The organism is Herpetosiphon giganteus (assembly GCF_016907925.1).
In the GTDB taxonomy this organism is placed as follows: Bacteria; Chloroflexota; Chloroflexia; order Chloroflexales; family Herpetosiphonaceae; genus Herpetosiphon; species Herpetosiphon giganteus.
Genome location: NZ_JAFBCZ010000003.1, coordinates 201,131 through 225,318, shown reverse-complemented (window position 1 = coordinate 225,318; position 24,188 = coordinate 201,131). Strand labels below are relative to the sequence as shown.

At 47.3% G+C, this 24,188-nt stretch carries 17 protein-coding genes; 14 read left to right on the top strand and 3 right to left on the bottom strand.

The annotated features are described in order from the left end of the window. Position 1: 1 nt before the first annotated feature. The 7 genes from JOD20_RS03955 (at position 2) to JOD20_RS03925 (ending at position 8,019) form a co-directional block, all read left to right on the top strand. Positions 2–790 carry a mechanosensitive ion channel family protein gene (locus tag JOD20_RS03955; protein WP_204754017.1) on the top strand — a complete coding sequence of 263 codons (789 nt, stop codon included), beginning with the start codon at positions 2–4 and terminating at the stop codon, positions 788–790. After that, positions 787–1,527 carry a 5-oxoprolinase subunit PxpA gene (gene pxpA / locus JOD20_RS03950; RefSeq protein ID WP_204754016.1) on the top strand — a complete coding sequence of 247 codons (741 nt, stop codon included), beginning with the start codon at positions 787–789 and terminating at the stop codon, positions 1,525–1,527. The genes JOD20_RS03955 and pxpA overlap by 4 nt, the downstream gene beginning before the upstream one ends. A gap of 65 nt (positions 1,528–1,592) precedes the next feature. Beyond that, positions 1,593–2,030, top strand: a complete 438-nt coding sequence (locus JOD20_RS03945; protein ID WP_204754015.1) for a hypothetical protein — start codon at positions 1,593–1,595, stop codon at positions 2,028–2,030. Further along, positions 2,027–2,545: an adenine phosphoribosyltransferase gene (locus JOD20_RS03940; RefSeq protein WP_204754014.1), complete on the top strand. Its 519-nt coding sequence runs from the start codon at positions 2,027–2,029 to the stop codon at positions 2,543–2,545. Before JOD20_RS03945 ends, JOD20_RS03940 begins: the two co-directional genes overlap by 4 nt. A gap of 71 nt (positions 2,546–2,616) precedes the next feature. After that, entirely contained in the window at positions 2,617–3,705 is a 1,089-nt protein-coding gene (locus JOD20_RS03935; protein ID WP_204754013.1) for an ATP-binding protein, read from the top strand. A 3-nt stretch (positions 3,706–3,708) separates the two neighbouring features. Then, positions 3,709–5,493 carry an ATP-binding protein gene (locus JOD20_RS03930; RefSeq protein ID WP_204754012.1) on the top strand — a complete coding sequence of 595 codons (1,785 nt, stop codon included), beginning with the start codon at positions 3,709–3,711 and terminating at the stop codon, positions 5,491–5,493. 9 nt (positions 5,494–5,502) lie between these two features. Beyond that, entirely contained in the window at positions 5,503–8,019 is a 2,517-nt protein-coding gene (locus JOD20_RS03925; RefSeq protein WP_204754011.1) for an ATP-binding protein, read from the top strand. On the opposite strand, the gene JOD20_RS03920 is transcribed toward JOD20_RS03925, so the two are convergent. Then, positions 8,016–9,566, bottom strand: a complete 1,551-nt coding sequence (locus JOD20_RS03920) for a PP2C family protein-serine/threonine phosphatase (RefSeq protein ID WP_204754010.1) — start codon at positions 9,564–9,566, stop codon at positions 8,016–8,018. The genes JOD20_RS03925 and JOD20_RS03920 overlap by 4 nt on opposite strands. Next, positions 9,566–10,444, bottom strand: a complete 879-nt coding sequence (locus JOD20_RS03915) for a CPBP family glutamic-type intramembrane protease (protein ID WP_204754009.1) — start codon at positions 10,442–10,444, stop codon at positions 9,566–9,568. Before JOD20_RS03915 ends, JOD20_RS03920 begins: the two co-directional genes overlap by 1 nt. Positions 10,445–10,988: 544 nt before the next feature. Here JOD20_RS03915 and JOD20_RS03910 point away from each other — a divergent pair. From JOD20_RS03910 to JOD20_RS03880, 7 genes are all read left to right on the top strand, one after another. Next, positions 10,989–11,942: a hypothetical protein gene (locus JOD20_RS03910; RefSeq protein WP_204754008.1), complete on the top strand. Its 954-nt coding sequence runs from the start codon at positions 10,989–10,991 to the stop codon at positions 11,940–11,942. A gap of 11 nt (positions 11,943–11,953) precedes the next feature. Then, a complete protein-coding gene (locus JOD20_RS03905) occupies positions 11,954–15,520 on the top strand; it encodes an ATP-binding protein (RefSeq protein ID WP_204754007.1) in 3,567 nt (1,188 codons plus the stop codon). Positions 15,521–15,888: 368 nt separating this feature from the next. Further along, positions 15,889–16,842: a DUF4007 family protein gene (locus tag JOD20_RS03900; RefSeq protein ID WP_204754006.1), complete on the top strand. Its 954-nt coding sequence runs from the start codon at positions 15,889–15,891 to the stop codon at positions 16,840–16,842. Next, positions 16,835–20,284, top strand: a complete 3,450-nt coding sequence (locus tag JOD20_RS03895) for a DEAD/DEAH box helicase family protein (protein WP_204754005.1) — start codon at positions 16,835–16,837, stop codon at positions 20,282–20,284. The genes JOD20_RS03900 and JOD20_RS03895 overlap by 8 nt, the downstream gene beginning before the upstream one ends. 5 nt (positions 20,285–20,289) lie before the next feature. Further along, positions 20,290–21,123 carry a phosphoadenosine phosphosulfate reductase family protein gene (locus JOD20_RS03890; protein ID WP_204754004.1) on the top strand — a complete coding sequence of 278 codons (834 nt, stop codon included), beginning with the start codon at positions 20,290–20,292 and terminating at the stop codon, positions 21,121–21,123. Between the two features lie 32 nt (positions 21,124–21,155). After that, positions 21,156–22,898 carry an ATP-binding protein gene (locus JOD20_RS03885; protein WP_204754003.1) on the top strand — a complete coding sequence of 581 codons (1,743 nt, stop codon included), beginning with the start codon at positions 21,156–21,158 and terminating at the stop codon, positions 22,896–22,898. 13 nt (positions 22,899–22,911) lie between these two features. Further along, entirely contained in the window at positions 22,912–23,445 is a 534-nt protein-coding gene (locus JOD20_RS03880) for a GIY-YIG nuclease family protein (RefSeq protein ID WP_204754002.1), read from the top strand. A gap of 255 nt (positions 23,446–23,700) precedes the next feature. Here the strand turns inward: JOD20_RS03880 and JOD20_RS26950 are convergent, their stop codons facing one another. Beyond that, on the bottom strand, positions 23,701–23,931 hold the full coding sequence (locus JOD20_RS26950; protein WP_204754001.1) for a helix-turn-helix domain-containing protein: 231 nt from the start codon (positions 23,929–23,931) through the stop codon (positions 23,701–23,703). Positions 23,932–24,188 lie beyond the last annotated feature (257 nt).

Genomic DNA, 24,188 nt, shown 5'->3' with positions numbered 1-24,188 from the left:
TATGGATTGGAATCTATGGGGGCAGCAGGCACAGGAGTTTGCGATTCGGGTGCTGCCACGGGTGCTGGCCGCAATCGTCATCTTATTAACTTTGCGCTATGGCATTCGGCTGGCCAACGGTGCGACCAATCGCGTATTGAAGCGAGTTGAGCTACCGAGCGAAGCCGAAAGCTTAATTTTGCGCTTGGTGCGGATTTTGGTGATCGTCGCAGGCTTGGTGATTGTGTTGCTGGTGATGGGCTGGGGCCAGTTGGCGCTCTCGTTTGTGGCTGGCTTAGGCGTTAGCGGCTTAATCATCGGTTTTGCGCTGCAAGACATCACCAAAAACTTAGCGGCGGGAATTTTGTTGTTGTTTCAGCGCCCGTTTCGGGTTGGCGATCGGATTTTGATTGGCAATGATGAAGGCACTGTGACCGATATTGCAGTACGTGCAACGACCATGCGCACTGCCGATGGTCGCGAGGTAATGGTGCCAAACGCCACGATTTACACTGGCACAATCACCAATTTGACCCGCTACGTGCAACGCCGCCATAGTGTTGAATTAACGCTCAAACGTGATGTTGATTTTGCCCCTGTTTTACAAGCCTTAACTGAAATTGCCCGCACCACTGAGCATGTGCTCGAAAAACCCGCCGCCGAAGTGTTGATTACGGCGGTTAAAGCCGATGGCCTGATGGTCGAAACCCGTTTTTGGTTGCCATCGAAGGGCGTGGATAGCAATCTGGTGCGCTCGAATTTGGCTGGGCGTTTGCGAGCCAAAGCCCTAGCCGAGGATTGGCTGGCATGAGCATCGATCTCAATGCAGATTTGGGCGAAGGCAGCGCGTTTGATGCCCAGTTGATGCCGCTGCTTTCGTCGTGCAATATTGCCTGCGGCGGCCATGCTGGCGACGAAACGAGCATGCGCAAGGCCTTGAGTTTAGCGCAGCAGCACAATGTTTGTGTTGGTGCTCATCCAAGTTACCCAGATCGGGCGCAATTTGGGCGGGTGGTGATTGCGCTTGAGCCAAGCCTACTCCAAGCGAGCATCATTGAGCAAATTTCCCAGTTACAACGTTTGGCGAGTGAGCAAGGGACTAAGGTACGCTATGTTAAACCGCATGGTGCTTTATATAATCAAGCTGCGGTTGATTCCGACTTAGCTCAATTGCTGATCGCCAGCATCAAGCAGCTCGACCCGACGCTTGCCTTGATGGGCTTGGCTGGCAGCAGCTTGCTTGAACAAGCGGCAGCGGCAGGCGTGCAGACAATCGCCGAAGGCTTTATCGACCGAGCCTATGAACATGATGGCCAATTACGTTCGCGAACATTGGCGGGAGCTGTGCATCACGACCAAACGGTGGCACTCCAACAGGCTTTAGCGCTTGCCAAAGGCATGCCATTTCCAAGTTATACTAATGTACCAATCAGGTTAACCGTGCAAAGTTTGTGCTTGCATAGCGATACACCGCAAGCGCTCGCTTTTGCCCAAGCGGTTCGTACTGCGCTAGTAGCCGAAGCTATAACGATTCGGGCAGCATGCTGAGCAACTTGCGATGGCGTGTTGGCTATGCTAGACTCGCTATAGCACAATCCAGACAGGAGTAGCCTATGACAATCACTGATCGCATGTTGATTGGGGCAATTGCCAGCAATCCCGGCGATTATGAGAAGGCAGGTCAGGCACGCTATTGTTTTACCACCCAAACAATTTACTTTTCGAGCGCCAAAAGCCCTGCGCCGGAAGATGCCAATAATAACTATTTCGACTTGCCCGCACTCAACGCTGATGGCTCCAAAAAATTAGTAACTGCCTTTCAACGCTATATCAAGCGCTGGCCCGAAGATCGCCAAGCGATTATCGAAAAATTTGCTTTACGCCGTGGCTGGGAGCTGGCCATGGAGTTGCATTATGGCGGCGGCGCATTAACTGATCAAGAGTCAGCTGAATGGCGCAAAATTGTTGATGGTCGGCTAACCCAATTGGTGGCGGCTGCTCGTCGTTATATTGAAGCTGGGCCGGGTTCGGCCAAGGAAATTATTGAATGAGCCTCGATTTAACCCAGTTTGTTCGCAATATCCCCGATTTTCCAATTCCAGGGATTCAATTTAAAGATATTACGCCGTTGTTGGGCAATGCAGCAGCCTTCGATGCAGCGATTGAGCACTTCGCCCAGCGCTATGCCAACCAGCAATTACAAGCGATTGTCGGCATTGAATCGCGGGGCTTTATTTTTGGCGCGCCATTAGCGTTGCGTTTGGGAATTGGCTTTGTGCCAATTCGTAAACCAGGCAAATTGCCAGCCCAAACCATCGGCGTTGATTATAGCTTGGAATATGGCACTAATCGCTTGGAAATTCACCACGATGCCTTGCAAGCTGGTGATCGCGTGGTTGTGATCGACGATCTTTTGGCAACAGGCGGAACCGTGGTCGCGGCCTGCGATTTGCTCAATCAGCTTGGGGCCGAGGTAGTTGAGGCAGCATTTTTAATTGAATTGACCTTTTTAGGTGGGCGCGAAAAACTTGGCGATCGGCCATATTACGCCCAAATTCAATACTAAACCGACAATGAGGCCAGCACGCGCCCCAAGCATGCTGGTCTTAGGTTGTCCAATGGCGGGAGGTTGGTGCGATGGGATACGCCGCCGATCTTTGTAATCAAGCAACTCAGCTTTTTCGGCAAGGCCAGTTTCGCAGCGCTGCGAGTTTGTTGGAGCAGGGAATTGTCGTTGCGCGGCAGGAGGCCGATAGCGATAATGAATTGCTGTGCTACCAAAAGCTCACCGCAGCCCTGATGAACTTGGACCAAAGTCAGCAGGCCTTGGAGTTGGCAACCACGATGTTGGCACGCGCACGGCAGCTGAACGAGCCACACTATGAATTAGTCGCCACGATTCGGCTCTGTAGCGCGTTGATCGACCTTGATCTCAAAGGTCGTTGGCCCGAAATCAAGACCTTGTTGCGCGATTGTTTGCACCAAGCCGAAGCCCGCAATACCAGCGCTTGGCAACTCGATTGTTTGCGCTTGCTTGCTGGCAATGCCATGACTATGCAAGAGTATGATGATGCCCTGAGCTATGCCCAACAGGGCTTGAGCATCATTCGCCACGATACCTACTCCGCCGATTTCTACCGCTATGTCTTTTATCGCGTGCTGCAACGCCTGCATTCGCAACGGGAAGACCATGCCGATGCTTTGCGCTATGGCTTGCTCTCGTTTGAGTATGCTCAGCGCGAGGGCAACCCAGCTTGGGTTGTGCTGGCGCGGCGCTATTTGGCCCATCTCCACTATCAACAAGGCAATTTGCAAGAAGCGTTTAATTTATTTAGCGAAAATGTTGCCGCAGCCTTAGCCTACGATTGTGCCAACGATCATCAAGATGCAACCATGTGGCGCGCCGAAATTGCCCTACAATTAGAGATGGGCGAACAAGCCTTGGAGTTTGCCCGCGAAGCGCTGGCTTTGGCTCGCCAACGCTTGCACGCTCGCGATGAGGCTTGGGCGTTGTTAGCTAATGTGCGGGCGTTGCATAAATTGAATCGTAGCGACGAAGCCTGGTATTTTGCCAACGAAGCCTATCATTTTGCCCAAACCCAACAGTTTGAGCATCGGCTGAAAGAAGCTCGCGAATGGATCGAAACGCTGACCAAAAAACAATCAGCGCCCACCGCCACCAACAAACAAGGCTCATGGTTTGATCGTCTAATCGGAAAGCGCTGAGTGATGAGTACTGGAACATTTCAGGTTGATTTTGAACATCTCATTCGTTTATTGGCTGAAAATTTGTATAGCGATCCGCATGTTGCGATTCGTGAGCTAATTCAGAATGCCAGCGATTCGTGTGTGCGGCGGATTGCCCAACAAGCGCTGTTTAAGCCAGCGATTCATGTGCGCATCGAGCCAAACCAACGCTTGTTAATTGTTGAAGATAATGGCACTGGCATGGCTCGCGACGATGTGGTGCGCTATTTGGCCACAATTGGAGCCAGCCAAACCCGCCAAGTCAAATTTTCAACCGCCGATCAGAACGCCGCTCAAATGTTAATTGGTCAATTTGGGATTGGCTTTCTCTCGACCTTTGTGATTGGCCAGCAAGTAACCGTCGATACCTTGGCCGAAGGCAGCGAGCAATCGGTGTTGTGGCGCTCGCAGGGTAGTGCCGATTATAGCCTTGAGCTAGGCACGCGCCAAACTATCGGCACTACGGTCACGATTGAGTTGGAGCCAGCGTTCTACAATTTGCTCGATGAAAGCACGTTGCGCTCAACGATCATTCGCTATGCCGATTTTATTCAGTTTCCGGTCTACCTTGGCGACGATGCGCGTCCAATCAATCGCATGAACGGGCCATGGCATTTGGATGGCTCGGAGCATGAATATATCGACTATGTGAAGCATCGCTTTGGCTCGGTGCCTTTGGCGGTTGAGCCAATCGCCATCAAGCAGCACAATGCAGAATGTAGCGGGGTTTTGGCAATTATGCCAAGTTCAGCAGCCCTGAAAATTCGCCCGCGCAAGCTCGATGTCTTTCAGCGACGCATGTATGTTTGCGAAGATCTGCAATTGTTGCCCGATTGGGCGACGTTTGTCTGTGGCATTATCGATGCGCCGTTGCTCGAATTGGTTGCCAGCCGCGAAGGCTTTATGATCGATCGGCCCAACTATCGGGCCTTGCGCGAAGCTTTGGCCGACGCAGTGCGTTCGTTCTTAATTCGTTTGGCCCAGCGCGAGCCAGCCACGTTTCTGCAAGTGGTCAAACAATATAACAGCGGCATCAAGCAAGCAGCGGTGAATGATAGTCAATTTTTTGCCGCAGTTGCCGATTTGCTAACCTTCGAGAGCGATATTGGGCCAATTACCTTGAGCCGCTATCTGGAGCGAATTCCAGTACGCGCTGCTGGCGAACGCACAATTTTTTATGTGCTCAACGATTTGCCGCCCAGTGCCCAGCAACGAGCGATCGTCGGCGCACGCGGCGTGCCAGTGCTGCACGTTAATTTAATCGAAGAAAAATTTCTGAAAAAATATTGTGCAGCGCGCCATGGCGTAAGTTTTCAGCCGCTCACCGCTGGCATCGCCGAATTGCTCGAAGCTGAAACCGACTCCCAATGGCGCAAACTTGAACAACACTGCGCACAATTGGGCATGCAGGTCTATGCGATGCGTTTCGAGCCAACTAATTTGGCGGCTTTGGCGATGCGTGACAGCGATTATAAACGTGAACAAGTTGTGGATAGCCTGTTGAAAGGTAGTGGAAGCCTGCTTGATTTCGTCCAATCGGTGGGGCGCAAGCGCAGCGATGATTATGTGCTGTGTCTCAACACGCTTAATCCACTGATTCAGCAATTGCGCGATGGCCAACCGAGCGACCAACGTTGGGCAACTGTTGTTCGCGCTTTGTGGGGCTATGCTTTGCTTTCTAGTGGCATCGAACTAACCCCCGAGCTAGGCGAGGCAGTGCAAAACTCCCAAATGTCGCTGCTAGAACTGGCACTTACTCAAGGCTAAGGAGTTGGTATGCAACGACCTCATGGAATTCGCCAAGGTCAAATGACGATTAATGTGCCTGGCGTGATTCGCACGCTTGGCGAAAGTTTATACGCCGATCCGCATGTGGCAATTCGTGAGTTGCTGCAAAATGCCCACGATACCTGCCTCGTGCGCCAGGCCGATGATCCCAACGCTCCAGTGCCCGAAATTCATGTGCGCTACGACCCATTTGGCCGCAGCCTGACGATTGAAGATAACGGCACAGGCATGACCGAGGCCGAAGTCGAGCAATTTCTCTCGGTGATTGGCGCAAGCAACACCGATGCTGTACGCTCGCGGCTTGAGGCGCTTGGCGAGCGCAGTTTGGCCGAGCGCTTGATTGGACGCTTTGGCTTGGGCATGCTGGCCGCGTTTATCATTGGCGAGCGAATTGAGTTTGTGACCCGTTCGTTTCGTAGCGAAGGCGAGGCGGCAGTTTGGTGGGAATGTACCGGCGAGCAATCGTATCGCATGGGCCAAACTACCCGCGCCACTGCTGGCACAACCGTCACGGTGGCGATCAAACCAGGCCAAGTGCATTTGCTGCGCGAAGATGAGCTGAGTCGGCTGATTCGTTTATTTGCCGATTTGCTCAGCGTGCCGATTTACCTTGACCCATCGCCGCGCCCAGTCAATGTGATGCAAGCGCCATGGCATAGCGATGCCAGCGAAAGCGACTATATTCGCTATTTGAACGAGCTGTATCCAAGCGAATCGGTGTTGGCGGTGATTCCGCTGAATGTCGAGGAAGATAACGGAGCCTTCAAGCTTGGCGGGGTGCTGTTTATTCCCAAACAGCCCTATTTGAATGTGCGTGAACATGGCGATTTGATTGTTTATGTGCGGCGCATGTTTGTTTGTCGTGGCGAGCGCAGCCTGCTGCCAGAGTGGGCCAAGTTTGTCAAAGGCGTAGTCGAAAGTCCCAATTTGCGCGAAACCACCTCGCGCGAGGCTTTGCGCCGCGATGAATATTTCGAGCGGGTGCAGCGCACGCTTGGCCAAGTGATTCTCACTTATCTTGAGCAACTAGCGCTCAACGATCAACGCTTGTTCCGCGAGATCGTTACCCAGCACAATCGGGTGATTAAATCGTGGGCGTTAATTTCCGACGAACTGTTTGCGCGGATCAAAGATATTGTGCTGTTTGATACCGATGCAGGGCGCATGAATTTGCCGCGCTATTTTGAGCAATCGCAACTTTCACGTAGCGGCATCAATAGCGACGATCCCCATCAACGGCTGTTGTTCTATTTCACCACGCCTGGCGGCATTGGCCAACATGCGGTGTTGTTTGCAGCCAAAGGGTTGCGCGTGATCGATGCTCAATATTTCCCCGATGAGCCGTTTTTGCGCCGCTACGCTGAGCTAACCGAACATATTGGCCTGCGGCGCTTAGATGTTGGCGGCGATTTTATCTTCGAGGCGCTGACCAATAAAGATGAGCGTTGGCTGGAACTTGAAGAACGCTACGCCGAAATGGGCGTGCAAGCCCAAGTTGCGCAATATCTGCCCGAATCGATTCCAGCGGTTTTGATTTTTGCCGAAAACTCCGAAACGACCGAGCAGGTTGATACACTTTTAGCCGATCCCAATTTGAGCCAATCGATTAAGCAATTGTTGCGGGCGATGCTCGATGAGCGCAAAGCTGAGCGCAAAAGTTCTGCCAACAAAGGCATGCTCTATTTGAATGCGCGCAATCCAGTGATTAATCAAGTGGCAACATTAAACCACTACAGCGACCCTCAAATGCGCGATGTATTGATTTTTCTCTATAACAATGCGTTGATGTTGAGTGCCCAAGGCGCGCAGCGGCTCGTCAAACCCGAACATGCCAAGCAAATTTTTGATGCTAATAATCGGGTGGCCAGCGCGTTGATGAATGCAATTACGGGCACGACTGGCGCGATTGATCTGCCGCCATCAACCGTTGCACCCTATGCCTTGTTGATTAACACGCTTGGCAATGCCCAAGCTAATCAAGAATTGCGCGCTGTGCTGGAGAGTGCGCCGTTTTTCCTGCGTGTTGTTGGGATTGACGCGGCGCTTTCGTTGACTGAGCATAGTTTGCAGAGCTTGCAACAGGCGGCGTGTATTGTGGTTGATGCCAGCGAGCCAGCCCAAGCAAGTTTGCTGGCTTTGGGCGCAGTTTGGGCGCTTGCGCCGAATGTGCCAATTATCGCCTTGCGTGCTGGCGAAGCTGATCGCTTGGCGATTCCGGCGATTGATGCGGTCTACGATTTGGGCGTGCGGGGTGCTGCATTGCGTGGCGCTTTGCAGGAACTGAATCTCGCCCAAGCAGCCAGCCGCCTGAGTGCAGCCGATTTTCTGCGCTACGAATTTGTGAGCGAGCGTTTGGCCCAAGCCTTGGCCGAACACTTCCGCAGCATCGACGAAGTGCTGAACGCCGATCCGGCGGAAGTCAGCAATTTGCTGGGCGTGCGCTTAGCACCATTGGGCTTAATCGAGGAATTGCAGCGCGCGTTGCAGGAAGATCGCGACGCTTAGTTGCGGCGCAGCACGACGACGGTCATATCGTCTTGGTATTGGCCGTCGCTCCAATGGTTGGCAGCGCTCATAATTTCGCTGACCAACTGCGCTGCTGGGCGTTGGCTGAGCATACTAATTAAATTGCGCAGCCGATTCAGGCCGAATAATTCGCGCTCGTTGTTGGCGGCCTCAACCACGCCATCGCTGACGAAAATTAAGCTCTCGCCAGCGTGAAGCTCCAAAGCTGCTTCGTGATACTGAGCGTTGGCCACAGCGCCCAAGGGAAACCCTGTCAAATCAAGATACTCGCATTGGCCGTCTTTGCGCATATGCAAGGGCGAAATCAAGCCTGCATTGCCCAATTGCAGCTGACCAGATTTGGCATCGAGCATGGCATAGGCCAAGCCGGTATTGATTTTTTGCTGCGCCATGCGGCGATAAAACAGCGGATTGAGCCGATTGGCAAGGCTCAATTGGTTGCTGGGCGGGCTATCGTGCAAATATAAATCGATCACGCTCATGGCGATGGCCATAAAAAATGCCCCGACCACGCCTTTGCCCGAAACATCGCCAACCCCAAGATACCAACGATCATCAGCTAAATCGATAACATTGAAGAAATCGCCGCCAACTTCGCGGGCTGGTTGGGTAAAGCCAGCAATTTCGTAGCCGCTGATGGTTGGCAATTGCTGGGGCAAAAAGCGTTGCTGCACCTCAGCCGCCAAATCAAACTCCCGTTGCAAACGAGCACGCTCTGAGCGTTCCTCAATTTGGCGGAAGTTCTCCAAGACAACTTCGACTTTGCTGCCCATGGCTTCGACGGTGGCTTGCTCTTGTTTGCTAAAGCCGCCAAGCCGATTGTAGAAGGCCAATAAGCCGATTGGTTTGCCTTCTAAGCGCAGCGGCACAGCCAAGGCGGCATCGATGCGCTGGCCAAAGCCAACCCGCTGAAAATCGCTGTTATTTTCGAGGCTGGTCGCCGACCAAGGTTCGTTGCGTTTGAGAATATAGGCAGCCAAGCTGGTTTGGTAGGCGGCGGTGGCTTGGGCTTCAAAACCCCAACTAGCGGCAATTCGGGCTTGGCCGTTTTCAAGCAAAATAATCTCGCCTGCTTGGGCATCGATCAACGTGCCGCCCTGTTGTAAAATCTCGCCAAGCAGCTGATCGCGCGGCAATGAACGGCCAAATAAATCGCCCATGCGGCTCAAAAATTGATATAGCTCGCGCTGGCGACTTAGCCGACCCCAACCGCTGCCAGCAAAATAAGCCAAGACTGGCATCAAAACCAAGGTTACAATAATCTCGATTGTTGGCGCACCCAACATTCCATATTTGGCTAATGAGGTTGCGACGAGCGGTGCAAACAGCAGATCGGCCAAAATCGCCACCGCCATGCTGCCCATCACGCCAAAACCCATTGCGGCGTGGGCAATTGGAATTAAATAGAGGTAGCGCAAGGCAGGCGCAGCCGTCCAACGCCCTTCGCCAAGGTACATCACAATCGTAATGGCCAAGAGCAAAAGGCTGATGCTAATCACATCACGCTGGCGGTGAGCACGATTCATCAGCGTAAAATCGCACTAAAACTAAACACAATATTACACAGATAGCCTGGCACGACGCTTTGATAGCGGCGAAATAACAGTGAGGCAGCAATCGACATCATCGACAAATAAATCACCACGCCCACCATTTGAATCGGATTTTGCCATTGGCTACGAATTAAATAAATGCTCAGATTTGCCACTGTGGTGACAGCAGTAGCGAGCCAAAAATTAAGCTTATAGATCGTTTGCAACGAACGCAAGAGCACGCCGCGAAAAAATAATTCTTCGCCGAGCGATTGAAAAACTTCGAAGCCCAGCGACCAAAACATATATTGCAAAGGTTTGATACTGAGGCCAACGATGCCACTAAAGCGCACCGTCGATAAAAAATGCAGCGCAATGAACACCCCTGCCAACAAACCAAGCAACACTTGATCGCGCCACTTGCGCAGGTGCAAGCCATGCTGTTGCATTTGTTGATCGCGTTGCGAGTACCAAAGCAGCAATGTTGGGGGAATAAAAAATAAGCCAGCCCAATACAAGCGTGGCGAATCGCCCAAGCCTGCGGCCAGAAAATGCTGATTTAGGCCATGTTTGGCAGCAGCATTGACCACAATTGCCACTGCCGCCCAAAATCCGAAAAGCACAGCCGTCCGGCGTTTGGCGCGCGGCTGGCGAAACCAAGCCAGCCCACAAAAAACAGTTGTAAACAGCACCCACGAACCAACTTCGGTCACAATCCCTTGCGCGACTTGGCCTTCAAACGTCGCGCCCCACAAAATCATGGCCGCGGCACCAAGCAACGTCAAGCCAATTGTCAGGCCATAGCGCCATGGCGGGCGTTGCAATAACCGGCGTTCAGGGGTTTCAAGTTGATGAAAAGCAAGCAGCGACATTGGGCCTCCGTTGGTCGTGAGCGCTATTGTAGCATAGGGAAACGAACATAGAACATAGAGCATAGAACAAGGATGAGGGATGAAGGATGAAGGATGAGGGATGAGGGATGAAGGATGAAGGATGAAGGATGAGGGATGACATCAATAATCAAACCTATCTGTGGAATCTGTGGCAAAAAAATCGTGCTTCGTGGATCGTAGGTTTAACGCAGAGGCGCAGAGCAATAATGGCTATTGGCTTTGGGCTATCGGAATATTGTTCGTGCAATTCGTGCAATTCGTGGCTAAAAACGAAACCTTCGTGCGCTTCGTGTTCTTCGTAGTTAAAAAAAGCCCTCATGACTCGTAATTTTAACCCAGAGGCGCAGAGCACTGATGGCTATCGGCTATTGGCTTTGGGCTAGGATGACATAATCAACAATAATCTGTGGCTAAAAGCTAGCTCTCAATTCTCTGTTCTATGCTCTTTGCTCGATGTTCTAAATATAGAAACTATGTGCTAAAATATTATGTTAGAATAGGGCTTTTGTGGTATAATAAAGCCATGAATAGACGTTTACAACCACAAGCCCAAGAGCCACAACGGCGTAATCTTCCGGAACGTCTAAGCCAAGGATTTCGCATCGTTCGTCGCGCACCTTGGGTTATTTTAATGCCCATTTTGCTTGACATCTGGCTGAGGTTAATGCCAGCTTTAGCGCCTAATCGTTGGCTTGCCAGCATTAGCAGCGTGGTCAACCGATTTAGCCGTGCGCAAGGCCAACAACTTTGGGCGCAGGCCAACGAGCTATTGCAAACCGTCGATTTGCGTTCGAGTGCCGTTGGAACTTACCTTGTGCCAAGTTTGTTTAGCGGTGCTGGCTCGCCCTCGCTGCATAGCGGCGCGCCATGGCTGTTCGATGGCTGGTTGACCTTGCTCTTGGTGCTTGGGTTGAATGTGCTGGGGCTTGGTTTCAGCGCAATCGTTTTGTTCTGGCTGGGACGCAATCTCGATCAGGCGCAGCCTGGATGGTCTGCCCTGCCAAAACAGCTCTGGAACTTAGCCAAACTAAGCCTGATTATCGTTGGCTTAGGCTTGTTATTTGGCATCCCTGCGTTTTTTACAGCAAGCTTTTTGCTCTCTGCCAGCGCGTTTGGGGCGCAATTGGTGCTCGCCGCCTTTGGCATGGTGCTCATTGCCCTCTGGGTCTATGCCAGCCTTGCGCCAGCAGCAATTATGCTTGGCCAACAATCAGCCTTGATTGCGCTCTATCAGAGCTACAACTTGGTGCGTCAACAACCACGCGAAGCCCTGTCGCTGATTCTCGCTAGCGGGGTTTTGATTCATGGGACGGCCTTTTTGCTGCGGCCCCTAGCCACCAACATAATCAGCATTCTTGCAGCAAGCGCCCTGTTTGGGTTGCTCAGCTGTAGTTTACAAGCAGCCAAATTAGTCTTTTATAACGAACGTGTTGGCTCACTTGCCCACCGTTTTCCTGTTGCCCTAACACAAAAGTGAGGTTCGATTCGATGGCGACAAATCCTAATCAGAGTACATACGATGCCGCTCAGATTCAAATGTTGCGCGGCTTGGAAGCAGTACGCGAAAACATGGGGATGTATCTCGGTGGCCAAGACACATCGGCCTTGCATCACTTGGTCTATGAAGTTGTCGATAACTCGGTGGACGAGGCTTTGGCTGGCTACTGCGATACGATTATCGTCGAAATGCGCACTGACGGTTCAATTGCTGTCGTCGATAATGGGCGCGGGATTCCTACCGATATTCACCCCGTCGAAGGTCGTTCAGCGCTCGAAATTGTGCTGACCGAGCTACACGCTGGCGGTAAATTCAAGGGCTCGCAAGGCTATAAAGTCTCAGGTGGTTTGCACGGGGTCGGGGTTTCGGCAGTTAACGCGGTTTCCGAATTCTTGCGCGCCGAAGTTAAACGCGATGGTAAATTGTGGGCGCAAGATTTTCGCCTCGGCATGCCCCAAGCTCCTGTGCATCAGGTTGGCGATGCCGAAGGCACGGGCACGACGATTATCTTCAAACCAGATGCCCAATTATTTACCACCGTTGAATTCAACTATCGCACGCTGTCGAACCGTTTGCGCGATATGGCCTATCTCAACAAGAGCCTGCGCTTCAAACTGGTTGATTACAACAACGATCGCGAAGTAACCTACTATTTCGATGGTGGGATTGTCTCGTTCGTGCGTCATCTGACCCGCGAAAAAGGCCCATTGCTCGCGCAACCATTCTATGTTGAAAAAGCTCATGAAAATGTTAATGTTGAAATTGCCATGCAATACACTGGCGATTTCAACGAAAATCTTTTAGCCTTTACTAATAACATTGCCAATCCTGATGGTGGCACGCACGTTACTGGCTATCGCGCAGCCCTAACCCGCACGATCAATGCCTATGGTCGCAGCAAAGGCTTGCTCAAAGAAGGCGATACGCTCTCTGGCGAAGATGTGCGCGAAGGTTTGACCGCAATTATTAGCATCAAACTGTTCCGCCCACAATTCGAAAGCCAAACTAAATCGAAATTGGCCACGCCAGAAGCCAAAACCGCAGTCGAAACGGTGCTGAATGAAGCGCTTTCGGGCTTTTTGGATGAAAATCCCAACGAAGCCCGCCGCATCATCGAAAAATCGCTCTTGGCCTCACGGGCGCGTGATGCAGCCCGCAAAGCTCGCGATTTGGTGCAACGCAAAGGTGCACTCGAAGGCTTTGCCTTGCCTGGCAAGCTCGCTGACTGCTCGGATAAAGAGCCAGCTCACTGCGAAATCTTCATCGTCGAAGGCGATAGTGCAGGTGGAAGCGCGAAGCAAGGCCGTGATCGTCGGTTCCAAGCAATTTTGCCTTTGCGCGGTAAAATTCTGAACGTCGAAAAATCGCGTTTGGATAAAATGCTTGCCAATAACGAAGTTCGTGCATTAATTACTGCACTTGGCACTGGTATTGGCGAAACATTTGATTTATCGCGTTTGCGCTACCATCGCATTTTGATTATGAGCGTTGCTGGCGATGAACCAACCCTGATTCGCAATGGTCAAGGCCATACTGAGTTTGTGCGCATTGGCGAATTTATCGATCAATGTATTGCAGGCCAACGCCAGGCAAGCGAGTACGAAGTAATTAGCTTCGACCAAAAACGCAATCTTGCGCGCTTCCGCCCACTCAAAGCAGTGATGCGCCACGCCAACCACGAGCCGATGTACAAACTTAGCACGCGCTATGGCCGTTCGGTCAAAGTAACCGCCTCGCATAGTGTGTTTGTGCTTGAGAATGGCCAGCCATTCTTGAAAAAAGGCGATCAAATCAAACTTGGCGATCAATTGGTTGCCAGTCGCCGGATTCCACGACCAGCAATCCAACCTCGCGAAATCGACCTGATCAAGTTGTTTGCTGAAGCAGGCTTGATTGATAATCTTTATCTGCGGGGTGAAAGTGTGCGCGCGATTGCTGCTCAGCGAGTGCTGAACAATGTTTCGCAGCCTGAGCAATGGAACGAAGCCCGAATCAGCTTGCATACTGCTGCTTGGGAACGTTTGGTTGAATATCGCCAAGCCCATGGCTTAAGCCAAAAAATGGTTGCCCAACGGCTTGGAGTGAAGCAAGCAATTACGATTAGCCAATGGGAACGTGGCATGCTACGGCCTATTCAATCGCAATTCGATAACTACTTGGCAACGATTGGCTGGGAAGAACCAATTAGCTATGAGCTGGTGCCTTCAAAGATCGAGCGTTTGTTGTTACAAGATGATAGTAGTGGCAACGCACGCTGGCGTGAAGTCAGTAACTACAAAGCTTTTAATAGCTTCAACAACGATGAGCTAGATTTGCTTGATCGTGATGTCGAGCTTGTGCCGCAAGCCCACGACGATCGCGCCTTCCCACGCATGTTGGCGATCACGCCTGAATTGCTGTGGTTCTTGGGCTGGTTTACTGCCGAAGGTTCATTGAGCAAACATCAAGTTAGTTTATCGTTAGGTCAAAAAGATGCAGCCTTCTTCGCTGAACTAAAAACCACGATTGAACAGCTTTTTGGTGAAACGCCACGTTTCTACCAATCGCCCGATAATGGCGGCATCAAATGCTACTTCCATAGCGTTTTGGCAGCTCGTTTGATTCGTGCTTTGGGCTTGGGTGCGGTTGCCCATCAAAAGCAAGTGCCTAATATGCTCTTCAGCTTGAGCAGCGATTTACAGCGTAGCTATCTTGAAGGCTACTTCCTTGGTGATGGCACGCTCAGCGATAGCACCATTAGCATGACAACCAACTCGCCAGAACTCAAAGATGGCTTGCTCTATGTGTTTGGCCAACTTGGCATTTTTGCTGGCGTGAGCAACATCAAGCCCAACTTGCCAGCCGATGCACCAATTCAAACTGTGCACGACTACTACAACATTGCAATTAGTGGCAAGCAACAGCTAGAACAATTGCGCAGCGTTTGGCAACGCCATCATCTGGCCGCCAAAGTCGAAGCCCATTTGGCGAAACCAACGACCAAAGCCCAAGCCTTTACGCCAATCAGCGATGATATGGTTGGCTTAGAAGTCTTAGCGGTTGAAGAATTAGACCCAACTGGTGAGTTTGTCTACGACTTCTCAGTCGAAGAAGACGAAAACTTCTTGTGTGGCACTGGTGGTTTGTATGCTCACAATACTGATGCTGATGTGGATGGAAGTCACATCCGCACCTTGCTACTGACCTTCTTCTTCCGCCATATGCGTGATTTGATTACCAATGGCCACTTGTATGTTGCCCAACCACCATTGTTCCGGGTGCAACATGGAAAGGCCTACAAATATGTCTACGATGAAGCAACCCGCGATGAATATATTCGTTCATTGCCAGCTGGCACCAAGGTCATCGTTCAGCGCTTTAAAGGGCTTGGCGAAATGAATCCCGACCAATTGTGGGACACGACGCTCAACCCTGGCAATCGCATGATTTTGCAAGTGACAATTGAAGATGCGATGGCTGCCGATGAAACCTTCTCAATGTTGATGGGTGAAATCGTCTTGCCGCGCAAACGCTTTATCCAAACCCACGCCGCCGACGTGAAAAACTTGGATGTTTAGGCGATTCAAATAGTTGTAAGGGTGCAGACGGTTTGATCCTAAGGACTCACGGGTTGATCATTTAGTGCAAACAGTTTGCTCCTTATAATTGATACCAGTTGCTCCTATAGACATCTAATAGGTTAATTCATAAGGATTATTGGGATGAAGTAGTAATGAACAGGGACAATGCATAATATCAAAAGCAAAGTCCCTGTTCTTATTATAAAATCTTCAATATAGAACTGAATGATATGTAAATATCATTTTTATAACCATAACAATATTTCTTAGCTCAATAATTTACCTGTTCTCATATAGTAAAAGCATAATTTGCTAGGGATTTGGAACAACTACTATACATTTTCGCAATCTTAGGAAGGATTTGTGTGACGATCGCTACTATGCCGGTTGGTTTATTCCCTGGCGATTTTACTCCAACATTCAGTGGGCATGAGACATTTGCTTTAAGAAGCACGTGGTTGAAGAAGGCATATGACGTGCTTCTTGTCTACCCTGACCTCTTTGCTCGTGATGATGCCATTGTACGCTTGGGTGTAGGCAAGAACATGGTTCAGTCGATTCGTTTCTGGGGTCGTGTATGTGGAGTGTTTCAGCGATCCGCACAAGGTGACCATTATGGTGCAACGAACCTTGGCCATTGTTGGCTGAATAGTCTTGATGGATGGGATCCATACTTTGTATCCCCAGCGAGTTGGTGGCTATTACATTGGAATGTTGCCTCGAATCCTGAGGCAGCATTCACCTGGTTCTATGTCTTCAATCTACTTCGTGGGGGTGAATTCACAATAGCGAATCTTACAGCACAATTACAATCATTTACCAGCGATCAGGGTTGGCGTATACCCTCGGATTCAACCCTTGAACGTGATATAGATTGTATGATTCGTTGTTATGCACGACCAACTATTAAACAAATTGCCGCTGGTGCGGAAGATAGCCTGCTCTGCCCATTAAGCGAATTAGGGTTGCTTGATACACTACCGGGAGAGCGTATCTACCACACTCTATCGGGAGCACATCCAACTTTGCCTGATGACTTAGTTGCTTATGCTATTCATTCGATGATGGTAAGACAACAACGCCGTACAATTGCTTTCAGTGATCTAGCCTATGCTCCAAGGTCACCAGGTCGCGTATTTCGCCTAGATGAGGATTCATTACTGAGTCGTCTTCATAAGCTTACATCAATTACTGGCGGAGATGCTTACTATACCGATCAGGCTGGCATTCGGCAGGTTGCTTGGACTGGCGCTATGGGAGATGATACTGCCATGGCTCTTCTTCAGCGAATGTTTGAACGCGAGGTGCGTGATGTCTAATACTACTTTGTCTCTTCCTATTGCTGGCCGTTACACGCGATCAGTTCATATTCAGCGTGATTTCATAGACCTTGATACATCATTAGAAGGTTATCAAGTTACACCTTTAGTAGTTGCAACTCTAGAGCGTGTTGTAGCAAGTTTGGCCCCCAATGCCAAAGGAAGGGCATTCTCTATAATTGGTCCATATGGATCTGGGAAATCGGCCTTTGGATTATTTCTTGCCTCGTACTTACAGAGTACGCCATCCAAGCGTGAGCAATTATTACCCACTAGTATGGTTCCCGGGACCATTGATAGCTCCCTATATGAAGTACCACAACTCTTGCCGGTGATTGTGAGTGGTAATAACAGTTCCTTACGTTTAGCACTCCTTCGATCACTACATGATGCCCTTTCTACCATTTCACGTCAACGTGTGCCGATCAAAAATATAGTGGCAAGCCTTACCCGTGCATTTGCTGATCCTGATATTGATCCGGAGAGTGTTGCCTCTCTTATTGAAACGGTTGGTAATGCTGTAAAGCAATATAGCTCTTGGGATGGGTTATTAATAATTGTTGATGAATTAGGACAACATCTTGATTATGCAGCTCAAGGCCGTGGAGAACGCGATCTTTTCGTGCTTCAAACTGTTGCCGAAATGTCTGCTCGCAGTGGTGATATTCCTTGTCTCTTTGTTACTATCCTACATCAATCATTTGAGCGTTATGCAGGTAGTGCTGGTGCGCACCAGCGTGCTGAATGGGCTAAGGTTCAAGGAAGGTTTATTGATATTCCTTTTAATGAGCCAGCAAGCCAACTGATCCGTATGGTGGCCCATGCTTTGTCAATACACGGAGATGATAAATTTGCTGAGGCCCGATCCGACTGGGTGAGACAAGTTTTACCTTTAACTGAACAGCTTAATTTACGACCAAAAGATATCTCGACTTATGATTGGGCTGAGCTAGTTGCTCAGGCTTATCCCATTCATCCCATGGTTCTAGTAGCTTTGCCTGCTATATTTCGTCAGTTAGCTCAAAATGAACGGTCATTATTTGCGTTTCTCAGTACACCTGAGCCGTGGAGTCTTCAGGATGTTCTTCGAATAACTACAGCGATTTCGGGTACATTACCAATTTATCGTATGACACATTTATATGCTTATATTGAGTCATCGTTGGGGCTAAGTCTCTTTCACCAAACCCGTGGTCGTCGATGGTCTGAACTTGCTGAAGCCCGCCAACGCATCGAGCATTTTGATAGTATGGTTGATGATGTGCTTGTTACTATTGGAACTCTAAATGCCTTGGGACAGAATCAGACATTAAGAGCAAGTTCTAATCATCTATCTTTTGCGCTTCAAGACAATATCGATCATCCCGATGTACTCCGTGCATTATTACAGCTTCAGTCACGACAACACATTACTTATCGTCATCATCGCGATAGTTATGCTCTTTTTGAAGGAAGTGATCTGGATTTAGATACAATAATTCAACATGAGCTTAATGCATTAGGGGATCAGGTATCATCAACTGATTTGCTTCAAGAGCACGCATCAACCACTCCTTTCATTGCTCGACGCCATAGTTACGAAACTGGTGCTGTTCGTCATTTTTCGGTTCGGTTTGTCACAGATGATGAACTTCCACGTTATCTAGCGATGCCGGTTATCGGGGATGGTGAGATATTCTATATTTTACCCTCTGATATAGAGGCACTTGAACGCGTAATGGAACTGTTACGTCATCCGAATCGCCAAGCTGATGCACAACGTATTTTAGTTATCTCAAATCATGTTCAATCACTTCGTGAACTATTGCTAGAAGTTAGTGCTGTTGGCCACGTACTTGCCTCTGAACCACTACTGGAAAATGATCGTGTGGCACGACGAGAATTAGCGAGTCGTTTATCAGATGCTCAGCAAGCACTTGCCGATGTATTAGTTCAAGCATACGGACCTGGATCAAGTCATTGGTATTGGCAAGGGTCTATTCAGCCTATTAATAATATGCGTGATGTAGATGCACTCTTATCAAATATTTGTGATGAAGTATTTTCATTGACTCCACGGATTTGGAATGAGTTGATCAATCGGCGTCAACTTACTGCCATGGGTGCAAAAGCACGGCGAAATCTTGTAGAAGCTATGCTTGATTATGGCCATATTGAGCGCGTTGGTCTAATTGGATATCCACCTGAGCGTGCTATATATGAAAGTGTATTTCTCAACAGTGGTCTACATCGTCAGGATGAAAATGGTCAATGGATTATTGCTGAGCCTAATGCTACTAATTCGACTAATCTTCGTCCAGTTTGGGATGCTATTCATAGATTTTTTGATCGAACTGCTGATGCACCAATTGACCTAGAAACACTTTATGCACTACTGGAGAAACCTCCATATGGTGTGAAAGCTGGCTTAATTCCCTTATTGTTTATTGCTGCATATCTTTCCAATGCTGGTGAGATGGTTCTGTATGAAAATGGCAACTATGTACAGGTACCCAGTATCGCGGTTTTTGAGCGCTTACTAAGGCAGCCGGGACATTTTTCATTGAGACTCAGCCGAATTCGAGGAAGTCGGCTCACAATTTATGAACGCATTATACATGCATTGGCACCGAAAAAGGCTCTAAATGGGTCTATTCCTCTGATTAATGATGCGGCAACTCCGTTAATGCGATTCATAGCTAAACTTCCTGAGTTTAGTCAAAATACTCACACAATTAGCGATCAAGCAAAAGCTGTTAGGAAAGCAATATTGGCAGCACAAACGCCCGATCAACTCCTGTTTTATCTGTTGCCACAAGCTTGTAATCTTCCACCATTTATTGCTGGTAATGAAGATCCAAAACATGTTGATACCTTTATAACCTCATTAAGAGAATATCTAGTAGAGATTCAAGACGCATATCCGAACTTGGTTCAGAATCTAGTAAATGATATTCGTAAAGCTTTTAAGACTCAACAAGAAAGCTTTATGCTACTTCGTGAGGAACTTGCCGAACGATATCGTTTTATTTCTGGAGTCACATCAGACATACAGTTACGTGCCTTTGGTGTTCGTGTCGAAAATGGCAGTAACGATGCAGGATGGGTTGAAAGCATTGGCGCACTCTTAATACGCAAGCCTACTACCTCATGGAATGATAACGATATAAATTCTTTTACTGCTCAAATTATGGATCTTGGTCGTCGCTTTCAAGATGCAGAACATCTTGCAGTCGCAATAGCTCCCCAAGAATCGGCATCAACAGTTTTACGCATTGGGTTAACAAATTATCAAGGAGAACGAAGTATGGTCATCCATACTAGTGCAGAAGATGATCTTATTGATGAAGTTCATCAACGCATTATGGATGTTCTTAATAACTATCCGATGCTAGTGCCCGCACAACAAGTAAGAGTGTTATCAATGCTTCTTAATCCACTCCTTGATCACATAAAGGAATAGATATTATGGTAATGCCAACAACATTTAGTCAGTGGTCAGAACTTCCTGGTAGACATATTGTTAGTCTAAGCGGAGGTAAGGATAGTACTGCTCTAGCCATCTATCTGCGTGACCATATTCCCCAACTTGAGTATGTTTTTTGTGATACTCATAAAGAACTGAAAGAAACATATGAATACTTAGATCGGCTAGAAGCATACCTTCAGCGCCCAATCATTCGGTTGAATCCAGATAGAGGATTTGATCACTGGTTGACTATGTACAACGGTATGCTCCCATCGGGCCAAGTTCGTTGGTGTACGCGTAAACTTAAGATCGAGCCGTTCGAAGCCTATGTTGGTAATGATAAAGTTTGGAGCTATATTGGTATTCGTGGTGATGAGAATCGGAGTGGTTATATCTCTACTAAATCTAATATTCAAGCTTTATATCCCTTTAAAGATCATGGATTGGGTCTTCGAGATGTTGAGCGTATACTCGCTGAGAGTGGGCTAGGAATGCCCACTTATTATGAATGGAGACAACGTAGTGGATGCTATTTCTGTTTCTTTCAGCGAACTGGCGAATGGGTTGGACTTAAAGATAGACATCCAGATCTCTATGAAGAATCTAAAAAATATGAGACTGAGAATGGGGGTGAACGCTTTACATGGCGACAACGAGAAAGTTTAGTCGAGTTAGAGCAACCTGAAAGATTAGCACAAGTTCGCGCTGATCACATAAAACGTTTGGAAGAGGAACGTCGACGACGGCCAGGTATTACTCTATATGAGCTCAATAAAGTTGTTTTTGATGAAGAAGATGATGATCCAGGTTGTAACATTTGTGCTCTTCATTAATTGGATCATTTATATACTAAGAGGGATTCGCTATGAGCTTTATTTCAATCCCGATGGATGCCGCACGTGTTGTTAATGGGCTAAGTCGAATTGGTTATACTCCCTCTAGCGCTATCTGCGATATTGTTGATAACGCTGTAAGTGCTAAGGCTAAGAACATTTATATTAGAATTGAACGTGAAAAAGATGCTCCTGATACACGTCAGAATAATGTAAAAGAATATCTAATTATTGACGATGGGGAAGGAATGGATGAAGACGGAATTCTGAAAGCTCTTACTCTCGGCTCTCCATCGGACGAATATGAACCTAAAAGTTTATCTAAGTTTGGATTAGGTCTTAAATCAGCTTCTTTTTCTCAAGGTGAAGTACTTGAACTTATTTCATCAAAAGATGGGTATAATTTCTCTAAATTTGTAGTTTCTCTTCCCGAGATTCAACGTAGAGATACGTATGGTGCAGAAGAAGCAGTATTAACTGATGAAGACCATATTCTTATTAATAAATATCTTTCCGGAGTAAGTGGATCTATCATTAGAATCACACAAATTCGTAAGAATAATCATCCAAGTATTAAGTCAACACTTGAAGAGTTACGTATGAAAATTGGTGCAATCTATTTTTATATGATGAGCAAACAAAATCTTAAGATTGAAGTAAATAATGTAGAATGCCAACCATTTGATGTGCTATTTACGAACGAAGCAGATCAACATGGTAATCTAGACGAACATGAATGGGATGGTTTATCTACATGCTGGATACAGCATCCTGATACGATGAAGATAGATACTTATAGTGATGTTGATGCCATAATTGAGGTAACACAACTTCCTCATCCTCCATCATTTGATGTTGATACTCCTGGAAGTGCTAAAAAAATCAGAGATAAATATAATATTGGGGCTGGAAATTATGGCTTCTATGTTTATAGAAATGAAAGGCTTCTTTCGTGGGCTGAAACATTCGGTATAATTCCAAGGGATCAAGATTTTTATTCTTTCCGTGGAAGAATACTTATTGATGATTCTGCCGATGAAGCATTTAATATTGATGTCAAAAAATCACAGATTCACTTATCAGATGAAGCACAAAAGATGCTTGATGATCTATCTTATGAATATAAGCGAAAAAGTAAACAAGCTTGGAATCATGCTAAAGCCGTAATAAATCGTCGTGCAGGACAGAATACGTTAGTCCATTCTAATGCGCTAGCCCAACAAGTCGATATGCCAGAAGAATTGCCAGGTGTATCTGAAACGGAGTCTGATTATGCTGAAGCAGAGCGCAGAGAGCTAGAAATCCTCGAGACTCAAAAGAGAAAAGTTCTCGAAATGGTTGCTCAAAGCGAAGAAATAGATCAGCCTAGTTTGCAGAATGATGAAGCTATAGAGCATATACTTCAGGAACAAGTCAAAGCAGTTATAGCAGGGCCAGAAGCTGAAGAGGGGGATCGTATTTTCTTAGTGAACTTCACTACGGATAATGTATTATGGGAACCATACTATGATGCAACCAAGGGTTCTTGTGTGCGAATCAACAGATTACACCGATTTACTCGGCTTGTTTATGAGAATAATAAAAATAATACTGCCCTAATAACAGTAATAAATCTATTTCTTTTACAGTTGGCTGGATCTGAGAAGTTTGTACAAAAAAATTCACGTTATGACATAGCAGAAGTCGAAAATGTCTTGGAGCATTTTCGACGAGTAACTACCGAATTTCTTGCAAATATGTGCAGAGAGTTAGGAGAGTCTCTCCCAAGCGATTAAGGAAATGTAATCAATGAGTTCAATTCTACTGAGGCTTAACGACTGCTTTATGGGTATTGGACGCGCCTATATATATATAATTTATTCTAATACCCATAAAGCATTATATATAGGTCAAACTAATGATCGTCACGGCGTTATTGGTCGATTTGCTGCGCATATTAGTACTTATGGAACCCTAAGAACTAGATTGTTTGATGCTGGAATAGACTTAAATTCTGTTGGTGATCTAAATGTCTTTGCCTACTCTTTACCAAATGATGCTCGTTTCATAGGTATAGATAGAACTCATCGAGAGGGGGTGGAATACCTTGTTCAAAGCCGTTTGTATAGAGCTAGAGGAAAGACCATACCAGCGATGAGAATTATATCAAACGTTATGCCTAGTAGTGCAACAACTCTAGCCCATATTCAGAATACAGCTGAAAATGTAGTAATGGATTTTATTAAACTTTATAATCCTATTTCTAGTTCACCAACAACGCAAAAAGCCAAAAAAAAGTCTAATCGGCCAGATGAATCATCTCAAATTAAGTTGAATATTTAAATAGCTTGATACTATTTATTTTATCATGAATACAGGTAATATAAAATAATAAAAAATAAATATGCGCGTATAGAAGTTGATACGCGCATATTTATTTTTTTGATTATTATGCAATATCTGACTCTAATTTAGTACGTTGATAATATGAATAATTATTGCTAGCAGTATGATTAATGATGAATAAGGTTTTATGATTCATTAGACCAGATAGATGGTGCTTGTCTCGTTAAACCAAGAATATTTTACAAGCTGGGGCTAAACATTGGGAGGAAACATAAATAGTGTACTTGCTTCAACGTCAAGCGCTGTAGCTAAAGCTGCGATCGTGTCAAAAGAAGGATTTCCAATTCCTCGTTCAATCCGACTAATATATTCCGTTGAGTAGTTCGTTCTTTCTGCAAGTTGGTTTTGTGTAAGATCATTAAGACGTCGTAAATATCGGATACGGCGGCCAAATTGTTTTCGTAGTTCTACACCGTTTATCATGAACAACATTGTATGAACTACATAGTACGAGATACAGAACTCATAGGTGTGATTCTATAGATCTATTAGTACGACTTAATGGTATACTGAGATACTCAGGATAGATAATAATCCTATGCAAATATATATAGTCTCTGAGTCGCATCCGAGGTATTATGCTGGAATTTATATGGAGCTATATTGGAGATCTCGTTATCATATGGACACTCATTGGGTTAATGTACCTTTGGAGGTATCCAGATAGAACGCACCATGTC

Excerpts from the sequence above, each read along its gene's own strand:
- JOD20_RS03945 (WP_204754015.1), top strand. The coding sequence starts at position 1,593 with ATGACAATCACTGATCGCATGTTGATTGGGGCAATTGCCAGCAATCCC.
- JOD20_RS03910 (WP_204754008.1), top strand. The coding sequence starts at position 10,989 with ATGAATAGACGTTTACAACCACAAGCCCAAGAGCCACAACGGCGTAAT.
- pxpA (WP_204754016.1), top strand. The coding sequence starts at position 787 with ATGAGCATCGATCTCAATGCAGATTTGGGCGAAGGCAGCGCGTTTGAT.
- JOD20_RS03895 (WP_204754005.1), top strand. The coding sequence starts at position 16,835 with ATGTCTAATACTACTTTGTCTCTTCCTATTGCTGGCCGTTACACGCGA.
- JOD20_RS03930 (WP_204754012.1), top strand. The coding sequence starts at position 3,709 with ATGAGTACTGGAACATTTCAGGTTGATTTTGAACATCTCATTCGTTTA.
- JOD20_RS03880 (WP_204754002.1), top strand. The coding sequence starts at position 22,912 with ATGAGTTCAATTCTACTGAGGCTTAACGACTGCTTTATGGGTATTGGA.
- JOD20_RS03905 (WP_204754007.1), top strand. The coding sequence starts at position 11,954 with ATGGCGACAAATCCTAATCAGAGTACATACGATGCCGCTCAGATTCAA.
- JOD20_RS03890 (WP_204754004.1), top strand. The coding sequence starts at position 20,290 with ATGGTAATGCCAACAACATTTAGTCAGTGGTCAGAACTTCCTGGTAGA.
- JOD20_RS03955 (WP_204754017.1), top strand. The coding sequence starts at position 2 with ATGGATTGGAATCTATGGGGGCAGCAGGCACAGGAGTTTGCGATTCGG.
- JOD20_RS03885 (WP_204754003.1), top strand. The coding sequence starts at position 21,156 with ATGAGCTTTATTTCAATCCCGATGGATGCCGCACGTGTTGTTAATGGG.
- JOD20_RS03940 (WP_204754014.1), top strand. The coding sequence starts at position 2,027 with ATGAGCCTCGATTTAACCCAGTTTGTTCGCAATATCCCCGATTTTCCA.
- JOD20_RS03935 (WP_204754013.1), top strand. The coding sequence starts at position 2,617 with ATGGGATACGCCGCCGATCTTTGTAATCAAGCAACTCAGCTTTTTCGG.
- JOD20_RS03925 (WP_204754011.1), top strand. The coding sequence starts at position 5,503 with ATGCAACGACCTCATGGAATTCGCCAAGGTCAAATGACGATTAATGTG.
- JOD20_RS03915 (WP_204754009.1), bottom strand. The coding sequence starts at position 10,444 with ATGTCGCTGCTTGCTTTTCATCAACTTGAAACCCCTGAACGCCGGTTA.
- JOD20_RS26950 (WP_204754001.1), bottom strand. The coding sequence starts at position 23,931 with ATGATAAACGGTGTAGAACTACGAAAACAATTTGGCCGCCGTATCCGA.
- JOD20_RS03920 (WP_204754010.1), bottom strand. The coding sequence starts at position 9,566 with ATGAATCGTGCTCACCGCCAGCGTGATGTGATTAGCATCAGCCTTTTG.